This window comes from Microbispora sitophila, from assembly GCF_014892245.1.
In the GTDB taxonomy this organism is placed as follows: Bacteria; Actinomycetota; Actinomycetes; order Streptosporangiales; family Streptosporangiaceae; genus Microbispora; species Microbispora siamensis.
Genome location: NZ_JADBGC010000020.1, coordinates 12,055 through 35,614, shown reverse-complemented (window position 1 = coordinate 35,614; position 23,560 = coordinate 12,055). Strand labels below are relative to the sequence as shown.

Genomic DNA, 23,560 nt, shown 5'->3' with positions numbered 1-23,560 from the left:
CGACTAATCTCAGCGCCATGGGTTATCCCGGCGACCAGCAACCACCTCCGCCGCATCATCCCCCGGATCCACGCAGGCGGGACCTGCCGCCGTACTCCGGCGGGGACGACTCGCCCCTCGCCGGCCGTCGTGACGCGCCTCCGTACGGCGGAAGCCAGCCGCCATACCAGCGCGAGCAGTCGCCATATGAACGTGACCAGGCGCCCTACCAGCGTGAACCGTCGCCGTACGCCCGCGAGCAATCCCCGTACGAACGCGAGCAATCGCCGTACGAACGCGAGCAGGCGCCCTACCAGCCCTACCAGCCCTACCAGCAGCAGCCCGAGCAGCCGCCGTACGCCGGGCGCGGGCCGTACGAGCAGGACAGCCCCCACCGGGTGGAGCAGCTCGCGTCGGGCCCGTACGCGTCCCCCGCCGGCGGTCAGGCTGGTGGCGACTGGGACGCGCGGCGGCAGCCGACGACGCCGCGGGTGCCTCCGCCACCGGAGCCCGTGTGGGATCCGGACGCGAAGGGCCCCCTGTGGCGTCGCCCCTGGGTTCTCGGCCTCGCCCTGCTGGCCCTGATCGGGGTGCTGTTCGCCGGCCTGTTGTACGCCGCGCGTAACGACAGGCCGCCGGTCGCCGCCCCGACGCCCACCACCCGCCCCGCGCCGCTCGTCTCCGAGGGCCCTCTCGGCAAATTCGGCTACACCGCCTCGCGGGCGACCGACAAAAGCCCGCTGTCACTGCGGGAGCTGTTCGCGAAGAGCAAATTCGTCAAGAGCAAGCGATCGTACGTCCGCACGGTTTCGCGCAAGGAGAAGAAGTGCGCGGACGGCGTCACCGGGGACAAAATCACGAAGGCGCTCAAGGCGGGCGGATGCACGCAGTTGCTGCGGGCGAGCTTCGCGGACGCCAAGGGCACGGTCATCGGCACCGTAGGCGTCGCCAACCTCAGGACCTCCGCCGCGGCGAAGAAGGTCGCCTCCGCCGGAGGCGGCGGCGAACGCAAGGACTACCTCAAGCCGCTGCCGGGCAAGGACGAGGCCACCAAGCACCTCGGCACCGGCGAGGCGTACGCGGGCGGGTGGACCCACGGCCACTACGCGGTGCTGCTGTGGTTCCAGTTCAAGGACGGCCACAAACCAGCCAAGAACGAGCTGAAACGGCTCTACCAGACCGCGGTGGACGTCACCGACGCGACGGTTTTCCCTGCCCTCGACACCCGTTCGCTGAACGGTGGCCCCAGCTGAGGCCGGGCGTTCAACTGAGGTGGGAGCCGGTGGGCGACCCGGGGCGGCACGGACCGAAACGCCCATAGGGGCACGCCGATCGCGCCCGCGCCGTTACGCTTCGGGCTATGCGTGGCAAGGATTCCGGTTCCGAGCACGAACACGAAACGGCGTGGGCCCGCCACGAGGCGGACGCCGAGGGCTCGGCGACACCTCCGACGCCACCACCGAGCTTCGGCCAGACCCCGCCGCCCGGGTTCGGCCGGCCCCCGGCGGACGACGGCACGGCCTGGGCCCCGGACGCCGCCGGTGTGGCGGACCGGCCTCCGGCCGTGCCCTACCCGACCAGGTATGGGCCACCAGGCGGTCTCGGGGCGCCTGAACAGTCCGACGACCCGGAGAGCACGAACAGGTTCAGGGCCGTTCCGGCGTACGGCCCTCCGCCCGCCGCCCCCGGCCTACCGGGAAACGCCGGTGTGCCCGGGAATGCCGGTGCATCGGGGGAACCCGGTAACCTTCCCGCGCCGCGCCGCCCCGGCGACGAGGCCCTTGGCCTGCCCGCGCCCGGTGAGCCGCATCCCGGCCCCGGAACCAGCCCCGGAACAAGCAGCCACGGCGCCACACCGCCGCAGCCCGCGTACGGCGCGGGGACGCCCTCCTGGCAGCAGTCGGAGGGCCAGGGAGTCCACTCCTGGCAGCAGCCCGGCCACGGCGACCAGCAGCATCCCGGGTACGGCCCGCCCGCATGGCAGCCCCCGGCTCCGGCCTTGCCCCCGTGGCAGCCTCCGGCCGAGAACGCCGATCCGCGGCCGCCCGCGCCGGGCCCGGCCCCGTGGCAGCCCGAGGGTCAGGGCGTCCAGGCCTGGCAGCCCCCGGCCGATCCGAACGCGGTGCGCTGGGAGCAGCCGCCGGGTCCGGACGCCCCGTCCTGGCAGCCCGCGCAGCCGCCCTGGTATCCCGCCCAGAGCGCGGGCGGCCCCGCGTACCCGCAGACTCCCCCGCCTCCGGGCCCGCAGCAGCCCGCGTACGGCTACGGCGCGCCCGGAGCGGGCACCGGGCCTCAGCCGCCCGCGTACGGCCCCGGGACGCACCCCTGGCAGCCGCCGGTGGAGGGGGCCAACCCGGCGTGGCAGCCTCCGGCCGACACGGGAGCGCAGCCGTGGCCCGCGCAGGGCCCCGGAGCGCCGGCCTGGGAACCACCGCCCCCACCTGGCTCACCTGCCGGCTCGGCGCCGCAGTCGTGGCACCAGGAGCACCCCTCTGCGGGCGCGGGAGCCCCGCAGATGTGGCCGGCCCCCGTCAGTGATCCCGCTGCCCAGCCCGGCCCCCACCCCGGCGCACAGCCCGGCGGCGTCACCTCCTGGCCCTACTCGGGCAACGAGTCGCAGTGGCCGCAGGGCCCCGCACAGGCAGGGACGGGTGACACCGGCCCCGCCTCCTGGCCGCCCCCGCGAGGCGGCGAACCGGCCGCGCCCGGCGCCTTCGGCACGTCCCCCTCGCCGTACGACGAGGGGGGTCACGGCGGGTCGTGGCAGGGCCCTGCCGGGTCCGCCGCCTGGTCCCAGCCCGGCGGCCCTCCCGCGGCACCGGCCTCGTACGGGCCGGATCAGCAGCACGCCGGTGGTCCCTGGGCCGCCCAGCCCGGCGAGGCGGCGCCCGGCGTGCCGTCCTTCCCCGAGTGGGGGCCCGCCCCCGCCGGGGGGCAGCCGTCCGGCGGGGAGGCCTGGCCACAGGCGCCGGTGCCCCACCAGGGGTACCCACCCGCCGCCCCGCCGCAGTACGGAGCCCAGTACGGCTCTCAGCACGTGCCGCAGGACGGGCCGCAGTATGGGCCGCAGTATGGGCCGCCGCCGGAAGCGCTACCCGGACAGGAGCACGCCTCCGGCGGCCACCAGCCCGGGGCGTACCTGGGAGCACCGCCCCAGCCCGGTCCGGCAATCCCGGCCGGGCAGCCGGAGGCCTACGCGGAGGAAGCCACGTCCCCGGAGGCGATCCGGCCCGGAGAGCCCGGCGACGTGCCCGTGTGGCCGCCGCGGCTGCCGGGCGAGCCGTACCCGCAGGGGGAGATGCCCGCGGGCACCTCCTGGCCCCCGACGAACGCCTATCAGGACGAACCCGGCACGGCGCAGGCGTCCGAGGGCCCGACCGGCGACCGGGCGGGCACGAGCGAGTCGGGCGGCACGCCCGGCGACGCGATCGCTCCCACCGGCACGCCCGACCCCACCCCCGCACCGGACCACACCGGCACGCCCGCGAACACGGCGCATCACGCCGACGTGCCTGCCGACGAGCGAGCACTGCCCGCCGGCGGTTCGCCCGCCGAAGGACCGGGACAGACGGACGAGCCCGCAGAGGCGGCGGATGTGCTCGCGCAGGACGCTCCCACGGGGAGCGTCCCGCCCGCGGACGCGCCGGCGTCGTATCCTCCCGCGCCGGGTCGCGCCGGGCCGCCCGGGGGCTTCGGCGTCGAGATCGCCCATGCGGCGACCCCGGTCGAAGGGTTCCCGATGCCCGACACACCGTACGAACCCGGCCAGGCTCTCGCGCACGCAGAACAGAGCACTCCGCACAGCGAACCGCAGTACGCGTCCTTCGACAGGACGACACAGCCGCTGCATCCGCCACAGCCCGAGGAGGCGTTCCCGGCGCCCACGCGGACACTGGGCGCTCCTGGTCAGGCGCAGGACAGCCCACCGTCCGGGACACCACTGGGGAGACAGGACGAGACGCAGGATCAGGCGGCGTCTCAGTCACCGTCCCAGTCGCCGTCCGCGACGTTCCCCTCGGATGTCCCGCCATCCGCCGTGCCCCCGGGTGCGGCGTCATCCGACACGCCGCCCACGGGCCCGTCCGCGAGCGACGGCGCCCCCAGGGCGGGCTCCCCCGACCCCGATTCAGGACAGATGGCACCAAAATCTCCCACGACCGGTTCGCCCTCGCAGCCGAGCGGTGAGACCCCGTTCGCGTTCACGCCGGTGACACCAGCCAAGGCGGGCAAGCCGGCGCCTCCACCCGGATTCGGGCCGAGTCCCTCCGCCCCCGGCGGCCTCTCCCCGGAGGGCAACCTCCCGGCGACGCTTGGCCCCGCCGGCCCTCCCCCCTCCGGCGGGAAGGTCAAGCGGATCCTGATGGCCGCCGGTGCGGTGGTCGTCGTGGGCGCCATCGGCACCGCGGCCTACTTCGCCTACTCCGGCGAGCCGGATGGCGACCAGGCCGCCCCTACGCCGCCGGCCACCACCGCGCCCCCCTCCTCCGACGAGCCGACGCCGAGTTCCACGGTCGCCTCCGCCATCCTCGACTCGGAGCAGACCGACCCCAAGACCCTCAAGCAGGAAGAGGCGTTCCCGGCCGAGAAGGTGACGCTGGCGGGGCGGACGTACCGCCGGGTCAAGGTCGACGTGACCGACGACTGCGGGAAGGCGGCGGCGGGCGCGTTCGCGCAGGCCCTCACCGAGCAGCAGTGCCGCAGGGTGCTCAGGGCCACCTACGTGGACGGCAAGCGCCAGTACGCGGTGACCACGGGCATCGCCGTGCTGCCCGGTAAGACCGAGGCCCTCGCCGTGGACCAGGCCAAGGATCTCAACGCGAACGTCTGGTTCCGCGGCCTCGACGGCGACCAGAAGAGCCGGGCGGACAAGGTGTCGATTTCCGGTGGCTACGCGGCCGGCATGGTGTGGGGACGCTACATCGTGTTCAGCTACGCCACCTACGCCGACGGGCACACGCCGGACGCGAACGACAAGAACCTCGCGCCGATCAGCGGCGCCTTCCGCGACAACATGGCGAAGGTGATCGAGAAGCGCGCCTCACGCTGACAGACCCGGCACGCGGCCGCACGCCCGGACATCGCCAGACAGCACGACCACGGCACCGCGTCTCGGCCGCGGCGGCTGTTTGACCTTGTCGTAACGTCAACGTCTCTAATGGGCTCATGCGAATCGGTGAGCTCGCGACACTGGTCGGGGTGTCGACCCGGACCGTGCGCCATTACCACCACCTGGGCCTGCTGCCCGAGCCGGCACGGCTGTCCAACGGCTACCGGGAGTATCAGCTGCGCGACGCGGTGATCCTCGCCCGCGTCCGGCGGCTGGCCGAGCTCGGCCTGTCGCTGGACGAGATACGCGACGTGCTGGCCGACGACCGGGGCAGGGATCTGCGCGAGGTGCTCCTCGAACTGGACGCCGACCTGGCCAGGCAGCAGGAGGCGGTCGGCGCCAGGCGGGCCCGGCTGGCCGCGCTGCTGGCCGAGGGCGAACTGTCTTCCGACGCGATGGTGTCCCCCGGGATGGCAGCGGTGCTGCGCGATCTTCCCGCCCCGGGCTCGGCGTTCGCCGCGCTCGACCGCGAACTGCTGGCGCTGGCGGGCACCCTGGCCGAAGCGCCCGATCGCGACGGCATGGCCGACCTGATGCGCCCGCTGACCGAGCCCGGTGCGCTGGCCCGCGGACACGCTCTCTACGAGCGGCTTGACGGGCTCGCGGACGCGGACCCTGACGATCCTCGCGTCGCCGCACTCGCCGCGGACCTCGCCGCTCACATCCCCGACGAGATGGCGAGGCTGATGGTCGACAGCTTCGCCTCGGTTCCCGATCATCCGAGCCTGCCCGGAGCCAAGTCAGGCGGGCATCCGGAAGGCAGGCGATGGCTGGACGTACTGTGCGGCGAGGTTTCCCCCGCCCAGGCCGAGGTGCTCCGGAGGCTCGTGGCCATCGTGCGGGAGCGGACGTGGTGATGGCCGGGATCGCGCGGGCCGCGATGTACGCCGTGCTGCCTGCCGAGCTCCTGCTCACGGTCCTGGTCGTGTCGGGAATGCCGCTGCCCGGCCCGCTGCTCGCGATGGCCGAGCTCACCGTCACGGCGGTGTTCGTCCTGGTCACGGTGACCGCGTACCGCCTGTTCCGGATCGAACGCCGGAACGGCGCGGACCGCTGGGCGGCGCTGCGGGCGACGGTCGATCTCCTGGTGCCCCTGCGGGTGCGCACAATCATGGAGTTCGAGCTGAAGGGCATGGTCAGCCTTGTCCTGTGGATCGCACGCCGCCGCGTCGGCGTGCCGCCCGGCGCCACCGCCCTGACGTACTCCCGCGAACAGGCACCGGTGCTGCTGGTCTTGCTGTTCCTGATGACCGTGGAGACGATCGGCGTCGACCTGCTGCTGATCGGGATGGACGTACCGGACGCGGTGCGGCTCCCGGTCCTGGCGGCCGACGTCTACGGGATCGTCTACTGCCTGATGCTCGGCGCGGCCTGTGCCACCCGGCCCCATGTCGTCACCGGGAAGGAGCTGCGCATCCGGTACGGCGTGTACTTCGACCTGCGCGTTCCCCGAGACCTGATCGCGTCGGTACGGCTGTCGCGCTCCTACGACGAGCGCGCCATGGTCCGGGTGGCGGACGGGCGGCTCAGCGTGGCCGTGTCGCACCAGACTAACGTGACCGTCGAACTGGTCGAGCCGGTCACGGTGGTCCGCCCTCTCGGCAGCCGTGCCGAGGCCTCCGTCATCCGTTTGTTCGCCGACGATCCACGCGCGGCGCTGGACGCCCTTCGCGACCCCGCCGAGGCACAGGGGATCGCGGAAAGGGCCTGAGGGGGGTCACCCGGTTCCATGCGTCGGCCTTCCCGCCCCCGCCTCCGCCACCCGGGTGCGTGGTCAGGGCCGGCTGAGCGTGCGGACCCGGCGGGTGGCGGCGGCCCGCCGCGCCAGTTCCTCCGGCTCGGGGTAGCGCACCTCCTCAAGCGTGAGACCGTGCGCGGGCGCGACGTGCACGCCCGAGTCGCGTACGGCTCTCGCCAGCACCTCGCCGGGCCACTCTACGGACCGCCTGCCCTCCCCCACGGTCAGCAGCGAGCCGACCAGCGCCCGGACCATCGAGTGGCAGAAGGCGTCGGCGACCACGGTCGCGAGGAGGATCCCGTCATCGCCCCTGACCCACTCGAGCCGCTGCAGCTCGCGGATCGTGGTCGCGCCCTCGCGCCTGCGGCAGAAGGCGGCGAAGTCGTGCTCGCCGAGCAGACGGGCGGCCGCCGCGTTCAGCAGGTCCACGTCCAGCGGCCGGGCGTACCACAGCACCTCGCGCCGCCGCAGCGGGTCCACCCCGCCGGGGGCGTCGCCGACGCGGTAGCCGTACCGGCGCGACAGAGCGGAGAACCGGGCGTCGAAGCCTTCGGGCGCCACGCTGACGGCGTGCACCCGCACGTCCGGGGGCAGCACCCCGGCCAGCCGCCTCGTCAGCGCAGCGAGCCACTCAGCCCCCCGCTCCTCCCACGCCTCATCGGGGTCCGCGGGGACGGGGGCACGTGCGGACGAGGCGGCGGCCAGTGCGGCGAGCGGGAGGTCGACGTGCGCCACCTGTCCCCTCGCATGGACGCCGGCGTCGGTGCGGCCCGCGACGGTGAGCGACGGCGGGGCGTCCAGGCGCAGGATCCGGCCCAGCGCGTCCTCGATCTCCCCCTGCACGGTCCGCCGCCCGGGCTGGCGCGCCCAGCCCGAGAAGTCCGTGCCGTCGTAGCCCAGGTCCAGTCTCAGCCGCAGTTCTCGCTCCACGCCATCCCTCGTACGGTGCCTCGTACGGTGCACAAACGAAGAGCGGGCCCAGCATCCCCGGAAGGGAAACTGAGCCCGCTCACAGAGCCTGGGATCAGGCCTCGTCCTTCTTGTCGCCCTCGGCCGGCTGGGCGGCGGCCTCGGGAGCCTCCGCCGTCTCGGCGGCGGTGCCCTCAACAGCCTCGTCCTGCGCGGCCGGCGTCTCCTCGACCTCGGCCGGAGCGGCCTCGGCGGCGGGCGCGGCCGGAGCCGTGCGGGAGACCCTGACCGGGTTCAGCTGCTCGGTGACCAGCTCGATGACCGCCATCGGAGCGGCGTCGCCCTTACGCGGGCCGAGCTTGGTGATCCGGGTGTAGCCACCGGGACGCTCGGCGTACGTCGGGGCGATCTCGGTGAAGAGGTGGTGGACGACGCCCTTGTCGCGGACGACCGTCAGCACCTGGCGACGGTTGTGGATGTCGCCCTTCTTCGCCTTGGTGATCAGCTTCTCCGCGAGCGGGCGGAGACGCCTGGCCTTGGCCTCGGTGGTGGTGATCCGGCCGTTCTGGAACAGCGAGGTGGCGAGGTTCGCCAGGATCAGCCGCTCGTGGGCCGGGCTGCCGCCGAGGCGGGCGCCCTTGGTGGGCTTGGGCATTTCATGCTCCTCATGGATAACCCGCTCCGGCCGTGTCAGGTACCGGGGTCGGGCCGACCGGCGTACCGGTCGTGACTTGTCATCGCCGTCTCATGCCGCCCTCGGCGGGCGGCACGAGACGGTGTGGTGCGGGTGCCGCTCAGTACTGCTCGGTCTCGATGAACCCGCCGTCCTCGTCGTCGTACCCGCCGCCGGCGACGGCGGAGGGGTCGAACCCGGGCGGCGAGTCCTTGAGAGCCAGGCCCATCTCGTGCAGCTTCTGCTTGACCTCTTCGATCGACTTGGCGCCGAAGTTGCGGATGTCCAGCAGGTCCTGCTCGCTGCGGGCGACGAGCTCACCCACGGTGTGGATGCCCTCGCGCTTGAGGCAGTTGTACGAACGGACGGTGAGGTTGAGCTCCTCGATCGGCAGCGCCAGGTCGGCCGCGAGAGCCGCGTCCGTCGGCGACGGGCCGATGTCGATGCCCTCGGCCTCGACGTTGAGCTCACGGGCCAGGCCGAACAGCTCGACCAGGGTCTTGCCGGCCGAGGCCACCGCGTCGCGGGGCTTCATGGACGGCTTGGTCTCGACGTCGAGGATCAGGCGGTCGAAGTCCGTGCGCTGCTCGACACGGGTGGCCTCGACCTTGTAGGTGACCTTGAGGACCGGGGAGTAGATCGAGTCGATCGGAATCCGGCCGATCTCCTGGCCAGGCTGCTTGTTCTGGGCGGCGGAGACGTAGCCGCGGCCGCGCTCGACGGTCAGCTCCATCTCCAGCTTCGCCTTGCCGTTCAGCGTGGCGATGTGCAGGTCGGGGTTGTGCACCTCGACACCGGCCGGAGGCGCGATGTCGGCGGCGGTGACCTCACCCGGGCCCTGCTTGCGCAGGTACATCACCACGGGCTCGTCGTGCTCGGAGGAGACGACCAGCGACTTGAGGTTCAGGATGATGTCGGTGACGTCTTCCTTGACCCCGGGCACGGTCGAGAACTCGTGGAGCACGCCCTCGATGCGGATGCTGGTGACCGCCGCCCCCGGGATGGAGGACAGCAGCGTGCGCCGCAGCGAGTTGCCGATGGTGTAGCCGAAGCCCGGCTCGAGCGGCTCGATGATGAACCTGGACCGGTGCTCCTCGAGCGACTCCTCCTGGAGGCTCGGGCGCTGTGCGATGAGCATCAGGATCTCCTGGATCCGGGACGGCCCCGTCACGGTGGACGAAGGGTCCCTGGGTTACGGCGACGCCCGCTATTTGACGCCGCTCGCCTACAACCATGATGCCGTACGGCCGGGAGTGTACCGGCCGTACGGCGTCATGAACTGCCGGGGCCCTACTACTTGGAGTAGAGCTCGACGATCAGCTGCTCCTGGACCAGCGTGTCGATCTGCTGGCGGACCGGGAGCTGGTGCACGAGGATGCGCATGCTCTCGGTGGAGACTCCCAGCCAGGCCGGGACGGTCTTGTCGCCGGCGCTCGCGCGGGCCACCTCGTACGGAAGCAGGTTGCGCGACTTCTCGCGGACCTCGATGATGTCGTGCTCGCGCACGCGGTACGACGGGATGTCGACCTTCTTGCCGTTCACGAGGAAGTGGCCGTGGCGCACCTGCTGGCGGGCCGCGTCACGCGACTCGGCGAAGCCGGCGCGGTAGACCACGTTGTCGAGACGGCTCTCCAGGATCTGGAGCAGGTTCTCACCCGTCTTGCCCGCCTTGCGGTTGGCTTCCTCGTAGTAGTTGTGGAACTGCTTCTCGAGGACGCCGTAGATGCGGCGGGTCTTCTGCTTCTCACGAAGCTGGAGCTGGTACTCCGACTCCTTCGGACGGCCGCGGCCGTGCTCACCCGGCGGGTACGGGCGGATCTCGATGGGGCACTTGGCGGACTCGCACTTCTTGCCCTTGAGGAAGAGCTTGGTCTTCTCACGACGGCAGAGCTTGCAGTCCGGACCCGTGTAACGAGCCATTTCTTTCTACTCTCCTGAGCTCAGACGCGACGGCGCTTGGGCGGACGGCAGCCGTTGTGCGGGACCGGGGTCACGTCCTGGATGGACCCGACCTCGAGGCCGGTCGCCTGCAGCGAACGGATCGCGGTCTCACGGCCGGAACCGGGGCCCTTGACGAAGACGTCGACCTTGCGCATGCCGTGCTCCATGGCCCGGCGGGCGGCGTTCTCGGCAGCCATCTGCGCGGCGAACGGGGTGGACTTACGGGAGCCCTTGAACCCGACGTGGCCGGCGCTGGCCCAGGAGATCACGTTCCCGTTCGGGTCGGTGATCGAAACGATCGTGTTGTTGAACGTGCTCTTGATGTGGGCGTGCCCGTGAGCGACGTTCTTCTTTTCCTTGCGGCGCACCTTCTTCGGTGCGCCCTGGCGGCTCTTCGGCGGCATTGAAGCGCTAACTCCTGGAAATGTGGCTGCTAAGGACTACTTCTTGCCCGGCTTCTTCTTGCCGGCGACGGTCTTCTTCTTGCCCTTGCGGGTGCGCGCGTTCGTCTGCGTCCGCTGACCGTGGACAGGCAGCCCCTTGCGGTGCCGGATGCCCTGGTAGCAGCCGATCTCGATCTTGCGTCGGATGTCGGCCTGAATCTCGCGGCGGAGGTCACCCTCGATCTTGTAGTTCGCTTCGATGTAGTCACGCATCGGAACGAGCTCGGCGTCCGTGAGCTGGTGGACGCGCAGGTCGGGGCTGATGCCGGTCGCTTCCAGGATCTCCTGGGCGCGAGTGCGGCCGATTCCGAAAATGTAGGTGAGAGCGATCTCCAGCCGCTTGTCGCGGGGGAGGTCGACGCCAACCAGGCGGGCCATGGTCGGGCATTCTCCTTCAGTGTGGCGGAGGTCTTGCACCACACTTCCCCTCCCATGCCCGGGCGAGGGCCCCGGCCTCCGACCGGGGGTCTCCCGCGTGGTACGGCTCTCGCCGCCTGCGCGGGTGTGTGACGCGATTTCGTTGTTCCGGCCCGCACGCTGGTCGAGCCCGCCACGAGGCGGACTCAGCAGGGGCCTGGTGGCGACGTACTGAGAACTGGGCTCAGCCCTGGCGCTGCTTGTGGCGCAGGTTGTCGCAGATCACCATGACGCGACCGTGCCGGCGAATCACCTTGCACTTGTCGCAGATCTTCTTGACGCTCGGCTTGACCTTCATAGTCCTTATTCGTTCCGCATACGGCCCGTCCCGCTGGCGGGCGGGCTACTTGTACCGGTAGACGATCCGTCCACGACTCAGGTCGTAGGGGCTCAACTCCACGACCACCCGGTCGTCGGGCAGGATCCTGATGTAGTGCATTCGCATCCGCCCGCTGATGTGGGCCAGGACCTTGTGACCGTTGTCGAGCTGCACCCGGAACATGGCGTTCGGGAGCGACTCAATAACAGTGCCCTCAATCTCGATGGCGCCGTCTTTCTTGGCCATGGCCCTCGCGTTTCACTGATCGGATCGTCTGAGGCTTCGGAACACTAAGCAGCCGCGACCTTCGGGCGCTTCCAGAGAGCGGCGACCAGCCAGGCCGCCTAGGCGCAAAGGTCATAGTGAACCGACAAAGGAGTGTACGACAACCCGGGCCGAATTGCGAAACGACGGCAGGGGTCCCGACACAACCAGATCACAGACTACCCCCGGCGGGGGCGTCCGGCCAATTCGGCGCCGGCCCGCTCCCTCAGGCCGACTCCGGGGGAAGCCGCCGCACCCGCCCGCCCTGCACCGCCGAAATGCCGGGACGGGCGGGTGCGGCCTGATCACCGCGGGGGCACGGCCCGAGCGGGGCCGTACGTCGCGACACCGGACGTCTACCCGCCCGCGGCTCCCGCCACGGCGGCCCTCCGGTAAAGAACACTCAGGTGTCGCGCCGGGACTGACCGGCCGTTCCGGCCATCGTGTTGATGAGGAGGATGACGCCCCAGGGGCCCATGACCCACATGGGCCAGGGATAGACGAAGTGGCCCGAACTGATGCCGACGATGAGCCAGATCATCCAGTTCACGGCGCTGGCGCCCGCCCAGGCGGTCCAGGCGGCCTTCAGGCCGGCCCGCGCCTTGTCGTCACGCCGGGCCGGACGAGGCCGTCGTACGGACTCGGTGGAGGCGGGCAGCCGGTGCAGGTCGATCTCGGGCAGGTCGGAGGTGAGCTTGGCCAGTTCCCCGTACGTACGACTCTGGTAGACCTGCTCCAGCCGCTCGTTGAACTCGTCGATGGTGAGCCTGCCCTCGGCCACGTGCTCGCGCAGTGCCGCGGCGACCCGGTCCCGGTCGCCGTCGGAGGCCCGCATCTCAGGCGCTGCCGCCATCACCATCTCCAGGCTGTTCGAGCGATACGACCATTATTGTTCACGCGCCGCCGGAGCGGGCGCGCTGGATCAGTAGGCGCTCTCCCCCGCGTCCGCGCCGACGCCGGGGAAGCGGGAGGCTCCGCCGTCGAGCGCCGTGAGAACCAGGGGGCCGTTCTCCGTCACCGCGACGCTGTGCTCGAAGTGGGCGGAGGCGCGGCCGTCGAGCGTCACGACCGTCCAGTCGTCGGCCAGCACCTTGGTGCGGTCGGTGCCGAGGTTCACCATCGGCTCGATCGCGAAGCACATGCCCACCTCGAAGCGGGGGCCGCGCCCCGGCCTGCCGTGGTTGGCCACCCAGGGGTCCATGTGCATCTCGGTGCCGATGCCGTGCCCGCCGTACTCCTGAGGGATGCCGTAGCGGCCCTGAGAACGCACGTACTGCTCGACCTGGTGACCGACGTCGGACAGGTGCCCGCCGACCCGCAGGGCGGCGATGCCCCGCCACATGGCCTCCTCGGTCACCCGCATGAGCTCGGTCAGCGCGGGGTCGACCTCGCCGATCCCGACGGTTATCGCCGAGTCGCCGTGCCACCCGTCGAGGATCGCGCCGCAGTCGATCGAGATGATGTCGCCCTCGCGGAGCGGGCGGCGGTCGGTGGGGATGCCGTGGACGACCTCGTCGTTCACGGAGGCGCAGATCGTGGCGGGGAAGCCCTGGTAGCCCTTGAACGACGGGATCGCGCCCTCGCCCCGGATGGCCTCCTCGGCGATGGCGTCGAGGTCGAGCGGCGTCATCCCGGGCCGGACGGAGGTCCGGAGCAGCTCCAGCGTCCGGGCGACGACAAGGCCGGCCGCGCGCATCTTCTCCAGTTGCTCGGCGCTCTTGATCTGAATTCCGTGCCGATTCTTCTTGAACACGTGACGCACCCCCTCCCGAAATTGTCCCATATAAGCCTGAACGCCACCCCATGGAGTGGAGTGGCGTTCCCGGCTGCGGTAATGAATCAGTCGGCGAACCGCCGCAGCGCCGACATCGCCCGCTGGGTGATCTCCTCGACCGGCCCGGTCGCGTCGACCCCCTGCAGGATTCCCTCATCGGCGTAGAACGAGATCAGCGGCGCCGTCTGCTCCTGATAGACCTCCAGGCGGCGCCTGATGGTCTCCTCACGATCGTCGTCCCGCTGGAAGAGCTCCCCGCCGCAGGCGTCGCAGACGCCCTCCACAGCGGGCGGGTCGAACACGACATGCCACACCTTGCCGCACGAACGGCACGTGCGGCGGCCCGCCAGGCGGCGTACGACCTCGTCGTCCTCGACGACCAGGTTGAGGACCACGTCGAGCGCCGTGCCGAACTCGGCCAGCATCTTCTTGAGGACCTCGGCCTGGGGCACGTTGCGGGGAAAACCGTCCAGGAGGAAGCCCTCCTGCGCGTCGTCCTCCGACAGCCGGTCGCGGACCATGGCCACGGTCACCTCGTCGGGAACGAGGTCGCCGCGGTCCATGTATTCCTTGGCGAGCTTGCCGAGCTCCGTGCCGCCGGAGACGTTGGCACGGAAGATGTCACCTGTCGAGATTTTCGGGATCGACAGGTGCGAAGCGATGAACTGGGCCTGCGTCCCCTTACCCGCTCCGGGGGGCCCAACCAGGACGAGGCGCACTATCTCAGGAAGCCCTCGTAGTTGCGCTGCTGAAGCTGGCTCTCGATCTGCTTGACCGTGTCCAGACCAACACCAACCATGATCAGAATGCTGGTCCCTCCGAACGGGAAGTTCTGGCTCGCTCCGGCCACCGCCAGCGCGATGATCGGGATGAGCGAGATCACACCCAGATACGGAGCGCCCGCGGCCGTGAGCCTGTTGAGCACGTAGCTCAGGTACTCAGCGGTCGGCCGGCCCGGGCGGATGCCCGGGATGAACCCACCGTACTTCTTCATGTTGTCAGCCACTTCAGGGGGGTTGAAAGTGATGGACACGTAGAAGTAGGTGAAGAAGACGATCAGCAGGAAGAACGTGGCCATGTAGATGGGGTGGTCGCCCCTGATCATGTTCTGCGCCAGCCACTCGATCACCGCGTTGGGCTTCTGGCTGTTGCCGAACAGCGTCACCAGAAGCTGCGGCAGGTACAGCAGAGACGAGGCGAAGATGACCGGGATGATGCCGGCCTGGTTCACCTTGAGGGGGATGTAGGTCGAGGTGCCGCCGTACATCCGGCGGCCGACCATCCGCTTGGCGTACTGCACCGGGATGCGGCGCTGCGCCTGCTCGATGAACACGACGACGCCGATCATCACGACGCCGACGACCATCACGACGACGAACTTGAACGGGCTCTGCCGGAAGATGTTCACGAGCTCCGACGGGAACACCGCGATGACCTGAGTGAAGATCAGGATCGACATGCCGTTGCCGACGCCGCGGTCGGTCACCAGCTCGCCCAGCCACATGATCACGGCGGTGCCTGCGGTCATCGTGACGACCATGGTGATCAGCGGGAAGACGTCCTGGCTGAGCAGGATCTCCTGGTTGCAGTTCTGGAAGAGCTGCCCGGTGCGGGCCAGCGCGACGAACGCGGTCGACTGCAGCACCGCCAGCCCGATGGTCAGGTAACGGGTGTACTGCGTGATCTTCGCCGTGCCCGCCTGGCCCTCCTTCTTGAGGGCCTCCAGCCGGGGGATCACCACCGTCAGCAGCTGCAGGATGATGCTCGCGGTGATGTACGGCATGATGCCGAGCGCGAACACTGAAAGTTTCAACAGGGCGCCGCCGCTGAAGAGCTGCACCATCCCGTAGATGTTGGCAGCGTCTCCCGCCTGGGCCTGCTCCAGACACAGGGCCACGTTCTTGGCGTTGACCCCCGGAGTGGGAAGCACCGAGCCAAGCCGGAACAGCACGATGATGCCCAGTGTGAAGAGCAGCTTCTTGCGCAGGTCAGGCGTCCGGAACGCCCGGGTAATCGCGGTCAGCACGGTCCCTCCTGCGCGCCAGTGACGCGGTAACGGTCGGCGATGGCCCGCATGGCGTCCATCGACATGTCTTCCTGCCAGAGTGCTTGGTCGGACACGGGTGGAGCCCCGTGCCAGGCGAACTCTAACGCACTACGGGCGCGGAGGCTCATAACGAACCTCCGCGCCTCGTGGAGCGTCATGCCTACAGCTCGGAAACCGAGCCACCGGCCGCGGCGATCTTCTCCTTCGCACTGGCGGAGAAGGCGTGCGCCTGCACGTTCAACGCCACGGAGATCTCGCCGGTGCCCAGCACCTTCACGGGCTGGTTCTTGCGGACCGCACCCTTGGTCACCAGGTCGTCGAGCGTGACCTCGCCGCCCTGGGGGAACAGCTCCCCGAGCCTGTCCAGGTTGACGACCTGGTAGGTCGTCTTGAACAGGGCGTTGGAGAAGCCCTTCAGCTTCGGCAGCCGCCGCTGGAGCGGGACCTGGCCGCCTTCGAAGCCCGGCATCACGGCCGTACGGGCCCTGGTGCCCTTGGTGCCACGGCCGGCCGTCTTGCCCTTGGAGCCCTCGCCACGGCCCTTGCGGGTCTTGGCCTTGTTGGAGCCGGGGGCCGGACGGAGGTCGTGGATCTTGAGCGGAGCGTTCTCGGTCATGACTAGTCGACCTCCTCAACCTCGACGAGGTGCGACACCTTGGCGACCATGCCCCGGATCTCCGGGCGGTCCTCCTTGACGACGACGTCGCCGATTCGCTTCAGACCCAGCGAGCGCAGCGAGTCACGCTGGTTCTGCTGACCACCGATCTTGGACCGGGTCTGGGTGATCTTCAGGCGAGCCATCGCTAGCTCACCGCCTTCGCGGCCGCCGCGGCCTCGGCCAGGCCCTCGGCGCGAGCCTTCAGCATCGCCTTGGGCGCGACGTCCTCGATCGGCAGGCCACGACGGGCGGCGATCTCCTCGGGCCGGCTGAGACCCTTCAGAGCGGCCACGGTGGCGTGCACGATGTTGATCGGGTTGTCCGAGCCGAGCGACTTGGACAGCACGTCGTGGATCCCGGCGCACTCCAGGACCGCGCGAACCGGGCCACCCGCGATGACACCCGTACCGGGCGAGGCCGGACGCAGGAGGACGACGCCGGCGGCGTCCTCGCCCTGCACCGGGTGCGGGATGGTGCCCTGGATGCGCGGAACCTTGAAGAAGTGCTTCTTGGCCTCCTCGACACCCTTGGCGATCGCCGCGGGCACCTCCTTGGCCTTGCCGTAGCCGACCCCGACGAGACCGTTGCCGTCGCCGACGATGACCAGCGCGGTGAAGCTGAAGCGCCGACCACCCTGGACGACCTTGGCCACTCGGTTGATCTTTACGACGCGCTCGATGTACGAGACGCCCTTGTCTGCGGCGCCACCGCGGCGGTCCTCACGACGGTCACGCCGCTCGCCACCGCCGCCGGCACCGCGACGCGGAGCTGCAGCCATCAGTGGTTCCTCTTCTCGTTGCTCTTGGGACGGGTCGTCAGTCGCGACCCCCGGACCGGAGTCATCAGAACTCCAGCCCGCCTTCACGGGCGCTGTCCGCGAGAGCGGCGATGCGCCCCGCGTAGCGGTTGCCACCGCGGTCGAACACGACAGCGGTGATCCCGGCGGTCTTGGCCCGCTGAGCGAGAAGCTCGCCGACCTTCTTCGCCTTCTCGGTCTTGTCACCCTCGGCGCCGCGCAGCGAGACGTCCATGGTGGACGCGCTCACCAGCGTGTGGCCCTGAGTGTCGTCGACGATCTGCACGAACAGGTGACGCGTGGACCGGTTGACGACCAGGCGCGGACGCTCGGCCGTGCCGAAGACGTTCTTGCGGACACGGCGGTGCCGGCGAGCCCGGGAGACCGTGCGGGCGGCCGTGTGCTTGCCGAACGCAGTCTTTCCAGCCATGCCTACTTACCAGCCTTTCCGACCTTGCGGCGGACAACCTCGCCCTGGTAGCGCACGCCCTTGCCCTTGTACGGGTCCGGCTTGCGCAGCTTCCTGATGTTGGCGGCGACCTCGCCGACCCTCTGCTTGTCGATGCCGTCCACGTGGAACAGGGTCGGCTTCTCGACGCGGAAGCTGACGCCCTCGGGGGCCTTGACGATCACCGGGTGGCTGAAGCCCAGCGAGAACTCCAGCTCCGTCGGGCCCTTGGCCTGGACGCGGTAACCGACGCCGACGATCTCGAGCGTCTTCGTGTAGCCCTGCGTGACACCCGCCACCATGTTGGCGATGAGCGTGCGGGACAGACCGTGCAGCGCACGGACCTTGTTCTCGTCGTTCGGGCGGGTGACGGCGATGGTGCCGTCCTCGCCACGCGAGACCTCGATGGGCTCGGCGACCGTGTGAGTGAGCGTGCCCTTGGGCCCCTTGACCTGGACTTCCCGGCCGTCGATCGTGATGTCGACACCCGCCGGTACGGGGATGGGCAGCCGTCCGATTCGCGACATGCTGAGTGCCTCCCCTCGTTACCAGACGTAGGCGAGGACTTCCCCGCCCACTCCACGCTTGCTCGCCTGCCGGTCCGTCATGAGGCCGCCGGACGTCGAGATGATCGCGACGCCAAGACCGCCCAGAACGCGGGGCAGGTTGTCCTTCTTTGCATAGACCCGCAGACCGGGCTTCGACACCCGGCGCAGGCCTGCGATGGCGCGCTCGCGGCTGGGGCCGAACTTCAGCTCCATCACGAGGTTCTTGCCAACCTTCGCGTCCTCGACGCTCCAGCCCTGGATGTAGCCCTCCTGCTGGAGGATTTCCGCGATGTGCGCCTTGATCTTGGAGTAAGGCATGCTCACGGTGTCGTGATAGGCCGAGTTCGCGTTACGCAGACGCGTCAGCATGTCTGCGATCGGGTCGGTCATCGTCATGGCCGGTGGCCTTCCTCACCGCGGTTTCCCCGATGGGACCTTCGGTGTGGTCGTGGGCGCTGCGGTCAGCGCCCGGTTGATATGACTTCTGTACAGCTGGCCCGCGGAGGGCTTACCAGCTCGACTTGGTGATGCCGGGCAGCTCGCCCCGGTGCGCCATCTCGCGGAAGCACACGCGGCACAGCCCGAACTTGCGGTAGACAGCGCGGGGACGGCCGCAGCGGGAGCACCGAGTGTACGCCCGGACCTCGAACTTCTGCTTGCGCGCTGCCTTGACCTTCAGCGACGTCTTCGCCATGATCAGGCCTCCTTGAAGGGGAATCCGAGGAGCTTCAGCAGCGCCCGGCCCTGCTCGTCGTTCTTCGCGGTGGTCACGACCGTGATGTCCATGCCCCGCTGCCGGTCCACCCTGTCCTGGTCGACCTCGTGGAACATGACCTGCTCGGTGAGGCCGAAGGTGTAGTTGCCGTTGCCGTCGAACTGCTTCGGCGACAGGCCGCGGAAGTCCCGGATACGCGGCAGCGCCAGGGACAGCAGGCGGTCGAGGAACTCCCACATGCGGTCGCCGCGCAGCGTCACGTGCGCGCCGATCGGCATGCCCTCACGCAGCTTGAACTGCGCGATGGACTTGCGGGCGCGGGCGACGGCCGGCTTCTGGCCGGTGATGGCGGTCAGGTCGCGCACGGCGCCCTCGATGAGCTTCGAGTCGCGGGCGGCCTCGCCGACACCCATGTTCACCTTGATCTTGGTGATCGTGGGTACCTGCATGATGTTCTCGATGCCGAACTCCTCGCGCAGCTTCGCGATGATCTCCTCGCGGTAGCGCTGCTTGAGGCGCGGAACGGTGCGCTCTTCAGTGGTGGCGGTCATCAGCTGTCCTCACCCGTCGCCTCGGCGTCGCCCTTCTCGGCGGCCTTCTTCTCGGGCTTCTTCTCGTCATCCTTGAGCTTCTTGACGTTGCTCACGTGGATGGGAGCCTCCATGGTCTGCACGCCGCCTTCCTTGGCGCCGCGCGGGCCCTGGTTGGTGACCTTGGAGTGCTTCTTGATCATGTTGACGCCCTCGACCACCACGCGCTCGTCACGCGGGTAGGCGGCGATGATCCGGCCCTTGGCGCCCTTGTCCTTGCCGGCGATGACCTGGACGAGGTCACCCTTCTTCACGTGCAGCTTCGGCATCACAGCACCTCCGGCGCGAGCGAGATGATGCGCATGAACTTCTTGTCGCGCAGTTCACGGCCCACCGGGCCGAAGATGCGGGTGCCCCGGGGGTCGCCGCTGTCCTTGATGATGACCGCGGCGTTCTCGTCGAAGCGGATGTAGGAGCCGTCGGGGCGGCGGCGCTCCTTCACGGTGCGCACCACGACAGCCTTGACAACGTCGCCTTTCTTAACGCCTCCGCCGGGAATGGCGTCCTTCACCGTGCCCACGATGATGTCGCCGATTCCCGCGTAGCGCCGACCCGAGCCACCGAGCACGCGGATGCAAAGAATCTCCTTGGCACCCGTGTTGTCGGCGACCTTGAGCCGCGACTCCTGCTGGATCACGTCTACTCCTGTGTGTCGTGCCGGTTCTCACCCTCGTGGTGAGCCTGGCCGAACCTGATGTGGTCTTTTTCCCTCGGCGACAGCCGTACGACCGCCGCCGCGGGCGGACGGGACCGATGCCCGGCCCCGCCCCTTGGACGCCATCATGGGGGGCGGTCTCCCACCCCCCACGAGGCGCGTCTGTGGTGTTACTTGGCCTTCTCGAGGATCTCGACGACCCGCCACCGCTTGGTGGCCGAGAGCGGCCGGGTCTCCATCAGGAGGACACGGTCGCCGACGCCGCAGGCGTTCTGCTCGTCGTGGGCCTTGTACTTCGTCGTACGGCGGATGACCTTGCCGTACAGCGGGTGCTTGACGCGGTCCTCGACGGCGACGACGACGGTCTTGTCCATCTTGTCGCTGACGACCAGGCCCTCACGGGTCTTGCGGTAGTTCCGCTGCGTCTCGGTGGTCGGGGTCTCGGTTGCTTCAGACATCGCTCGGCTCCTTCTCGACCGTGACGATTCCGAGCTCGCGCTCGCGCATCACGGTGTAGATGCGGGCGATCTCGCGGCGGACGGCGCGCAGCCGCCCGTGGCTCTCCAGCTGACCCGTCGCCGCCTGGAAGCGGAGGTTGAACAGCTCCTCCTTGGCTTCCTTCAGCTTCTGGACCAGCACCTCCTGGTCCTCGACACGCAGCTCCGCGGCGGTCAGACCCTTAGCCATCACGCCTCACCCACTTCACGCTTGACGAAACGGCACTTCATGGGGAGCTTGTGCATCGCGCGCCGCATGGCCTCGCGGGCCACGGGCTCGGCGACACCGGACAGCTCGAACATGACACGGCCGGGCTTGACATTGGCGATCCACCACTCCGGAGAACCCTTACCGGAACCCATACGGGTCTCGGCCGGCTTCTTCGTCAGGGGGCGGTCCGGGAAGATGTTGATCCACACCTTGCCGCCACGGCGGATGTGCCGGGTCATGGCGATACGCGCGGCCTCGATCTGGCGGTTGGTCACGTAGGAGTGCTCAAGCGCCTGAATGCCGAACTCGCCGAAGACGACCCGGGTGCCGCCCTTGGCGGCGCCGCTGCGGTCGGGCCGGTGCTGCTTGCGGTGCTTGACCCTGCGCGGGATCAGCATGGTCAGCTCCCTTCAGCACCCGGCTGCTCCGCCGGGCCGGTCTCGGGGGCGGCCTGCGCGGCCGCCTCAGTCCTGGGTGCACGGTCGTTACGGCCCGCGCCGCCACGACGGGGACGGTCGCCGCCACGACGCGGACGCTCGCCCGCGCCACCGCGACGGTCGTCACGCTCACGGCGCTGGCCCGCGCGGGCGCCGGCCGCGGCCGCCTCCCGCTCGGAACGGCTGGTCGGGGCCTCGCCCTTGTAGATCCACACCTTCACACCGATGCGGCCGAAGGTGGTGCGGGCCTCGTAGAAGCCGAAGTCCACGTCGGCGCGGAGCGTGTGCAGGGGCACGCGGCCCTCGCGGTAGAACTCCGAGCGCGACATCTCGGCGCCGCCCAGACGGCCGGAGCACTGGACACGGATGCCCTTGGCCCCGCTCTTCATGGCGGACTGCATGGCCTTGCGCATGGCCCGGCGGAACGAGACGCGGCTGGACAGCTGCTCGGCCACGCCCTGCGCGACGAGCTGCGCGTCGATCTCGGGGTTCTTCACCTCGAGGATGTTCAGCTGGACCTGCTTCTTGGTCAGCTTCTCCAGGTCGCCGCGGATGCGGTCGGCCTCGGCGCCGCGGCGGCCGATGACGATGCCCGGCCGGGCGGTGTGGATGTCGACCTGGACGCGGTCGGTCGTGCGCTCGATCTCGACCTTGGAGATGCCGGCCCGCTCCATGCCCTTCTGCAGCATGCGACGGATCGCCACGTCCTCGGCGACGTACGACTTGTACAGCTTGTCGGCGTACCACCGGCTCTTGAAGTCGGTCGTGATGCCGAGGCGGAACCCGTGCGGGTTAACCTTCTGGCCCACTAGCGGGTCCTTCCCTTCGGCTCGCGGGACTCCACGATCACAGTGATGTGGCTGGTCCGCTTGTTGATCCGATAGGCACGACCCTGGGCACGCGGGCGGAAGCGCTTGAGCGTCGGGCCCTCGTCGACCCACGCCCGGCTCACGAAGAGCGTGTCCCGGTCGAGCTTGAAGTTGTGCTCAGCGTTCGCGATCGCGCTCGAGAGCACCTTGTAAACGGTCTCGCTCGCCGCCTGGGGAGCGAACTGCAGCACGGCCTGCGCCTCCGAAGCGGGCAGCCCGCGAATGAGGTCCACCACGCGGCGGGCCTTCCGGGGCGTGTGGCGCGCGTACCGCGCCTGTGCCCTGGCTTCCATCGCTTTCTCCTCTAACTGCTGGCTTGAAGGCGCTTACCGCCGGCTGCGGCGGTCTTCCTTGACGTGGCTGCGGAACGTCCGCGTGGGGGCGAACTCACCGAGCTTGTGACCGATCATCGACTCGGTGATGAACACCGGGACGTGCTTGCGGCCGTCGTGCACGGCGATCGTGTGGCCGATCATGTCGGGCACGATCATGGAGCGCCGCGACCACGTCTTGATGACGTTCTTGGTGCCCTTCTCGTTCTGGGCGTCCACCTTCTTCTGAAGGTGATCGTCCACGAAGGGACCCTTCTTAAGACTACGTGGCATTTCGGCTGCTCCTACCGCTTCTTCCTCTTGCTCCGACGACGGATGATCAGCCGGTCGCTGGGCTTGTTCGGCTGCCGGGTGCGGCCCTCGGGCTTGCCCTTCGGGTTCACCGGGTGGCGACCACCGGAGGTCTTGCCCTCACCACCGCCGTGCGGGTGGTCGACCGGGTTCATGGCGACACCGCGGACCGTGGGGCGCTTGCCCTTCCAGCGGTTGCGGCCGGCCTTGCCGATGCTGATGTTGGCCTGCTCGGCGTTGCCCACCTGACCCACAGAGGCCCGGCAGCGCACGTCGACCTGACGCATTTCTCCGGACGGCATACGCAGCGTGGCGTACATGCCCTCCTTGGCGAGCAGCTGGATCTGCGCGCCGGCGCTACGGCCGAGCTTGGCGCCGCCACCGGGACGCAGCTCCACCGCGTGGATGAAGGTACCGGTCGGGATGTTGCGCAGCGGCAGGCAGTTGCCCGGCTTGATGTCGGCCGTGGGGCCGTTCTCGACCTGGTCCCCCTGCTTGAGGCCGACCGGGGCGAGGATGTAGCGCTTCTCGCCGTCGGCGTAGTGCAGCAGCGCGATGCGGGAGGTGCGGTTGGGGTCGTACTCGATGTGCGCGACCTTGGCCGGGATCCCGTCCTTGTCGTGGCGGCGGAAGTCGATGATCCGGTAGGCGCGCTTGTGCCCGCCTCCCTGGTGCCGGGCGGTCACCCGGCCGTGGACGTTACGGCCGCCCTTGCTGTGCAGGGGGGCAAGCAGCGACTTCTCCGGAGTGCTGCGCGTGATCTCGGCGAAGTCCGAGACGCTCGCGCCGCGACGACCCGGAGTCGTCGGCTTGTATTTACGGATGCCCATCTCTTTCGTTCATCCTTCGTCGGTTCGTACCGGTCGGGGTCCGCCTCTCGGCGGTCCCCCCGGTGCTTACTC

Annotated in this window: 33 protein-coding genes; 4 read left to right on the top strand and 29 right to left on the bottom strand. The window is 69.7% G+C overall.

Annotated elements, in window-relative coordinates; genetic code table 11:
* The first annotated feature begins 17 nt into the window (after window positions 1–17).
* The 4 genes from IL992_RS31630 to IL992_RS31615 all read left to right on the top strand — a co-directional run bounded on the left by IL992_RS31630 (window position 18) and on the right by IL992_RS31615 (window position 6,797).
* The gene (locus tag IL992_RS31630) at window positions 18–1,232 is read left to right on the top strand and encodes a hypothetical protein (RefSeq protein WP_193206992.1); all 1,215 of its coding nucleotides are present in this window, start codon (window positions 18–20) and stop codon (window positions 1,230–1,232) included.
* 107 nt (window positions 1,233–1,339) lie between these two features.
* Window positions 1,340–5,026 (top strand): hypothetical protein, encoded by a 3,687-nt coding sequence (locus tag IL992_RS31625; protein WP_193206991.1) that lies wholly within the window; start codon window positions 1,340–1,342, stop codon window positions 5,024–5,026.
* A gap of 116 nt (window positions 5,027–5,142) precedes the next feature.
* Window positions 5,143–5,943 (top strand): MerR family transcriptional regulator, encoded by an 801-nt coding sequence (locus IL992_RS31620; RefSeq protein ID WP_193206990.1) that lies wholly within the window; start codon window positions 5,143–5,145, stop codon window positions 5,941–5,943.
* Window positions 5,943–6,797 carry a hypothetical protein gene (locus IL992_RS31615; protein WP_193207098.1) on the top strand — a complete coding sequence of 285 codons (855 nt, stop codon included), beginning with the start codon at window positions 5,943–5,945 and terminating at the stop codon, window positions 6,795–6,797. The genes IL992_RS31620 and IL992_RS31615 overlap by 1 nt, the downstream gene beginning before the upstream one ends.
* Before the next feature lie 63 nt (window positions 6,798–6,860).
* Here the strand turns inward: IL992_RS31615 and truA are convergent, their stop codons facing one another.
* The 29 genes from truA to rplB form a co-directional block, all read right to left on the bottom strand.
* Window positions 6,861–7,754 (bottom strand): tRNA pseudouridine(38-40) synthase TruA, encoded by an 894-nt coding sequence (gene truA, locus IL992_RS31610; protein ID WP_193206989.1) that lies wholly within the window; start codon window positions 7,752–7,754, stop codon window positions 6,861–6,863.
* A gap of 94 nt (window positions 7,755–7,848) precedes the next feature.
* The gene (gene rplQ / locus IL992_RS31605; protein WP_193206988.1) at window positions 7,849–8,388 is read right to left on the bottom strand and encodes a 50S ribosomal protein L17; all 540 of its coding nucleotides are present in this window, start codon (window positions 8,386–8,388) and stop codon (window positions 7,849–7,851) included.
* Window positions 8,389–8,527: 139 nt separating this feature from the next.
* Window positions 8,528–9,544: a DNA-directed RNA polymerase subunit alpha gene (locus tag IL992_RS31600; protein WP_030508347.1), complete on the bottom strand. Its 1,017-nt coding sequence runs from the start codon at window positions 9,542–9,544 to the stop codon at window positions 8,528–8,530.
* 155 nt (window positions 9,545–9,699) lie between these two features.
* Complete coding sequence (gene rpsD, locus IL992_RS31595) at window positions 9,700–10,326, bottom strand: 30S ribosomal protein S4 (RefSeq protein ID WP_193206987.1); 627 nt, start codon at window positions 10,324–10,326, stop codon at window positions 9,700–9,702.
* 20 nt (window positions 10,327–10,346) lie between these two features.
* A complete protein-coding gene (rpsK, locus tag IL992_RS31590) occupies window positions 10,347–10,751 on the bottom strand; it encodes a 30S ribosomal protein S11 (protein ID WP_020542285.1) in 405 nt (134 codons plus the stop codon).
* A gap of 36 nt (window positions 10,752–10,787) precedes the next feature.
* Window positions 10,788–11,168 carry a 30S ribosomal protein S13 gene (gene rpsM, locus IL992_RS31585; protein WP_193206986.1) on the bottom strand — a complete coding sequence of 127 codons (381 nt, stop codon included), beginning with the start codon at window positions 11,166–11,168 and terminating at the stop codon, window positions 10,788–10,790.
* 223 nt (window positions 11,169–11,391) lie between these two features.
* Entirely contained in the window at window positions 11,392–11,505 is a 114-nt protein-coding gene (rpmJ, locus tag IL992_RS31580; RefSeq protein WP_003956441.1) for a 50S ribosomal protein L36, read from the bottom strand.
* A gap of 45 nt (window positions 11,506–11,550) precedes the next feature.
* On the bottom strand, window positions 11,551–11,772 hold the full coding sequence (infA, locus tag IL992_RS31575) for a translation initiation factor IF-1 (RefSeq protein ID WP_030508344.1): 222 nt from the start codon (window positions 11,770–11,772) through the stop codon (window positions 11,551–11,553).
* Window positions 11,773–12,193: 421 nt separating this feature from the next.
* On the bottom strand, window positions 12,194–12,643 hold the full coding sequence (locus IL992_RS31570; RefSeq protein WP_193206985.1) for a DUF1707 SHOCT-like domain-containing protein: 450 nt from the start codon (window positions 12,641–12,643) through the stop codon (window positions 12,194–12,196).
* 69 nt (window positions 12,644–12,712) lie between these two features.
* A complete protein-coding gene (gene map / locus IL992_RS31565; protein WP_193206984.1) occupies window positions 12,713–13,543 on the bottom strand; it encodes a type I methionyl aminopeptidase in 831 nt (276 codons plus the stop codon).
* An 86-nt stretch (window positions 13,544–13,629) separates the two neighbouring features.
* Window positions 13,630–14,283: an adenylate kinase gene (locus IL992_RS31560; protein WP_193206983.1), complete on the bottom strand. Its 654-nt coding sequence runs from the start codon at window positions 14,281–14,283 to the stop codon at window positions 13,630–13,632.
* Entirely contained in the window at window positions 14,283–15,590 is a 1,308-nt protein-coding gene (gene secY, locus IL992_RS31555) for a preprotein translocase subunit SecY (protein WP_193206982.1), read from the bottom strand. Before secY ends, IL992_RS31560 begins: the two co-directional genes overlap by 1 nt.
* 181 nt (window positions 15,591–15,771) lie before the next feature.
* Window positions 15,772–16,227 (bottom strand): 50S ribosomal protein L15, encoded by a 456-nt coding sequence (rplO, locus tag IL992_RS31550; RefSeq protein WP_193206981.1) that lies wholly within the window; start codon window positions 16,225–16,227, stop codon window positions 15,772–15,774.
* Window positions 16,228–16,229: 2 nt separating this feature from the next.
* Window positions 16,230–16,412, bottom strand: coding sequence for a 50S ribosomal protein L30 (gene rpmD, locus IL992_RS31545; protein WP_079319858.1), 183 nt, complete (start codon window positions 16,410–16,412; stop codon window positions 16,230–16,232).
* Between the two features lie 2 nt (window positions 16,413–16,414).
* Window positions 16,415–17,047 (bottom strand): 30S ribosomal protein S5, encoded by a 633-nt coding sequence (gene rpsE / locus IL992_RS31540; protein WP_079319859.1) that lies wholly within the window; start codon window positions 17,045–17,047, stop codon window positions 16,415–16,417.
* A gap of 64 nt (window positions 17,048–17,111) precedes the next feature.
* A complete protein-coding gene (gene rplR / locus IL992_RS31535) occupies window positions 17,112–17,495 on the bottom strand; it encodes a 50S ribosomal protein L18 (protein ID WP_079319860.1) in 384 nt (127 codons plus the stop codon).
* A 2-nt stretch (window positions 17,496–17,497) separates the two neighbouring features.
* Window positions 17,498–18,040, bottom strand: a complete 543-nt coding sequence (rplF, locus tag IL992_RS31530; protein WP_079319861.1) for a 50S ribosomal protein L6 — start codon at window positions 18,038–18,040, stop codon at window positions 17,498–17,500.
* An 18-nt stretch (window positions 18,041–18,058) separates the two neighbouring features.
* Window positions 18,059–18,457, bottom strand: coding sequence for a 30S ribosomal protein S8 (rpsH, locus tag IL992_RS31525; protein ID WP_030508333.1), 399 nt, complete (start codon window positions 18,455–18,457; stop codon window positions 18,059–18,061).
* A 112-nt stretch (window positions 18,458–18,569) separates the two neighbouring features.
* Window positions 18,570–18,755, bottom strand: a complete 186-nt coding sequence (locus IL992_RS31520; RefSeq protein ID WP_030451489.1) for a type Z 30S ribosomal protein S14 — start codon at window positions 18,753–18,755, stop codon at window positions 18,570–18,572.
* A 2-nt stretch (window positions 18,756–18,757) separates the two neighbouring features.
* On the bottom strand, window positions 18,758–19,327 hold the full coding sequence (rplE, locus tag IL992_RS31515; RefSeq protein ID WP_193206980.1) for a 50S ribosomal protein L5: 570 nt from the start codon (window positions 19,325–19,327) through the stop codon (window positions 18,758–18,760).
* Window positions 19,327–19,626, bottom strand: coding sequence for a 50S ribosomal protein L24 (rplX, locus tag IL992_RS31510; protein ID WP_208761234.1), 300 nt, complete (start codon window positions 19,624–19,626; stop codon window positions 19,327–19,329). The genes rplE and rplX overlap by 1 nt, the downstream gene beginning before the upstream one ends.
* Before the next feature lie 8 nt (window positions 19,627–19,634).
* Window positions 19,635–20,003 carry a 50S ribosomal protein L14 gene (gene rplN, locus IL992_RS31505; RefSeq protein ID WP_030508330.1) on the bottom strand — a complete coding sequence of 123 codons (369 nt, stop codon included), beginning with the start codon at window positions 20,001–20,003 and terminating at the stop codon, window positions 19,635–19,637.
* Between the two features lie 188 nt (window positions 20,004–20,191).
* Complete coding sequence (gene rpsQ / locus IL992_RS31500; protein WP_079319862.1) at window positions 20,192–20,479, bottom strand: 30S ribosomal protein S17; 288 nt, start codon at window positions 20,477–20,479, stop codon at window positions 20,192–20,194.
* A complete protein-coding gene (gene rpmC, locus IL992_RS31495; protein WP_079319874.1) occupies window positions 20,472–20,708 on the bottom strand; it encodes a 50S ribosomal protein L29 in 237 nt (78 codons plus the stop codon). The genes rpsQ and rpmC overlap by 8 nt, the downstream gene beginning before the upstream one ends.
* Entirely contained in the window at window positions 20,708–21,127 is a 420-nt protein-coding gene (gene rplP / locus IL992_RS31490; protein WP_030508327.1) for a 50S ribosomal protein L16, read from the bottom strand. The genes rpmC and rplP overlap by 1 nt, the downstream gene beginning before the upstream one ends.
* 2 nt (window positions 21,128–21,129) lie before the next feature.
* Window positions 21,130–21,975 (bottom strand): 30S ribosomal protein S3, encoded by an 846-nt coding sequence (rpsC, locus tag IL992_RS31485; RefSeq protein ID WP_079319863.1) that lies wholly within the window; start codon window positions 21,973–21,975, stop codon window positions 21,130–21,132.
* On the bottom strand, window positions 21,975–22,328 hold the full coding sequence (rplV, locus tag IL992_RS31480; protein WP_079319864.1) for a 50S ribosomal protein L22: 354 nt from the start codon (window positions 22,326–22,328) through the stop codon (window positions 21,975–21,977). The genes rpsC and rplV overlap by 1 nt, the downstream gene beginning before the upstream one ends.
* 33 nt (window positions 22,329–22,361) lie before the next feature.
* Window positions 22,362–22,640 carry a 30S ribosomal protein S19 gene (gene rpsS / locus IL992_RS31475; RefSeq protein WP_079319865.1) on the bottom strand — a complete coding sequence of 93 codons (279 nt, stop codon included), beginning with the start codon at window positions 22,638–22,640 and terminating at the stop codon, window positions 22,362–22,364.
* An 11-nt stretch (window positions 22,641–22,651) separates the two neighbouring features.
* Window positions 22,652–23,488, bottom strand: coding sequence for a 50S ribosomal protein L2 (gene rplB / locus IL992_RS31470; RefSeq protein WP_079319866.1), 837 nt, complete (start codon window positions 23,486–23,488; stop codon window positions 22,652–22,654).
* Window positions 23,489–23,560: the final 72 nt, after the last annotated feature.

Bases quoted from the DNA above. Each gene is read 5' to 3' on its own strand.
- IL992_RS31630 (WP_193206992.1), top strand. From the start codon at position 18: ATGGGTTATCCCGGCGACCAGCAACCACCTCCGCCGCATCATCCCCCG.
- IL992_RS31625 (WP_193206991.1), top strand. From the start codon at position 1,340: ATGCGTGGCAAGGATTCCGGTTCCGAGCACGAACACGAAACGGCGTGG.
- IL992_RS31620 (WP_193206990.1), top strand. From the start codon at position 5,143: ATGCGAATCGGTGAGCTCGCGACACTGGTCGGGGTGTCGACCCGGACC.
- IL992_RS31615 (WP_193207098.1), top strand. From the start codon at position 5,943: ATGGCCGGGATCGCGCGGGCCGCGATGTACGCCGTGCTGCCTGCCGAG.
- rplQ (WP_193206988.1), bottom strand. From the start codon at position 8,388: ATGCCCAAGCCCACCAAGGGCGCCCGCCTCGGCGGCAGCCCGGCCCAC.
- IL992_RS31600 (WP_030508347.1), bottom strand. From the start codon at position 9,544: ATGCTCATCGCACAGCGCCCGAGCCTCCAGGAGGAGTCGCTCGAGGAG.
- rpsD (WP_193206987.1), bottom strand. From the start codon at position 10,326: ATGGCTCGTTACACGGGTCCGGACTGCAAGCTCTGCCGTCGTGAGAAG.
- rpsK (WP_020542285.1), bottom strand. From the start codon at position 10,751: ATGCCGCCGAAGAGCCGCCAGGGCGCACCGAAGAAGGTGCGCCGCAAG.
- rpsM (WP_193206986.1), bottom strand. From the start codon at position 11,168: ATGGCCCGCCTGGTTGGCGTCGACCTCCCCCGCGACAAGCGGCTGGAG.
- rpmJ (WP_003956441.1), bottom strand. From the start codon at position 11,505: ATGAAGGTCAAGCCGAGCGTCAAGAAGATCTGCGACAAGTGCAAGGTG.
- infA (WP_030508344.1), bottom strand. From the start codon at position 11,772: ATGGCCAAGAAAGACGGCGCCATCGAGATTGAGGGCACTGTTATTGAG.
- IL992_RS31570 (WP_193206985.1), bottom strand. From the start codon at position 12,643: ATGGCGGCAGCGCCTGAGATGCGGGCCTCCGACGGCGACCGGGACCGG.
- rplO (WP_193206981.1), bottom strand. From the start codon at position 16,227: ATGACCGAGAACGCTCCGCTCAAGATCCACGACCTCCGTCCGGCCCCC.
- rpmD (WP_079319858.1), bottom strand. From the start codon at position 16,412: ATGGCTCGCCTGAAGATCACCCAGACCCGGTCCAAGATCGGTGGTCAG.
- rpsE (WP_079319859.1), bottom strand. From the start codon at position 17,047: ATGGCTGCAGCTCCGCGTCGCGGTGCCGGCGGCGGTGGCGAGCGGCGT.
- rplR (WP_079319860.1), bottom strand. From the start codon at position 17,495: ATGGCTGGAAAGACTGCGTTCGGCAAGCACACGGCCGCCCGCACGGTC.
- rplF (WP_079319861.1), bottom strand. From the start codon at position 18,040: ATGTCGCGAATCGGACGGCTGCCCATCCCCGTACCGGCGGGTGTCGAC.
- rpsH (WP_030508333.1), bottom strand. From the start codon at position 18,457: ATGACGATGACCGACCCGATCGCAGACATGCTGACGCGTCTGCGTAAC.
- IL992_RS31520 (WP_030451489.1), bottom strand. From the start codon at position 18,755: ATGGCGAAGACGTCGCTGAAGGTCAAGGCAGCGCGCAAGCAGAAGTTC.
- rplE (WP_193206980.1), bottom strand. From the start codon at position 19,327: ATGACCGCCACCACTGAAGAGCGCACCGTTCCGCGCCTCAAGCAGCGC.
- rpsQ (WP_079319862.1), bottom strand. From the start codon at position 20,479: ATGTCTGAAGCAACCGAGACCCCGACCACCGAGACGCAGCGGAACTAC.
- rpmC (WP_079319874.1), bottom strand. From the start codon at position 20,708: ATGGCTAAGGGTCTGACCGCCGCGGAGCTGCGTGTCGAGGACCAGGAG.
- rplP (WP_030508327.1), bottom strand. From the start codon at position 21,127: ATGCTGATCCCGCGCAGGGTCAAGCACCGCAAGCAGCACCGGCCCGAC.
- rplV (WP_079319864.1), bottom strand. From the start codon at position 22,328: ATGGAAGCCAGGGCACAGGCGCGGTACGCGCGCCACACGCCCCGGAAG.
- rpsS (WP_079319865.1), bottom strand. From the start codon at position 22,640: ATGCCACGTAGTCTTAAGAAGGGTCCCTTCGTGGACGATCACCTTCAG.
- rplB (WP_079319866.1), bottom strand. From the start codon at position 23,488: ATGGGCATCCGTAAATACAAGCCGACGACTCCGGGTCGTCGCGGCGCG.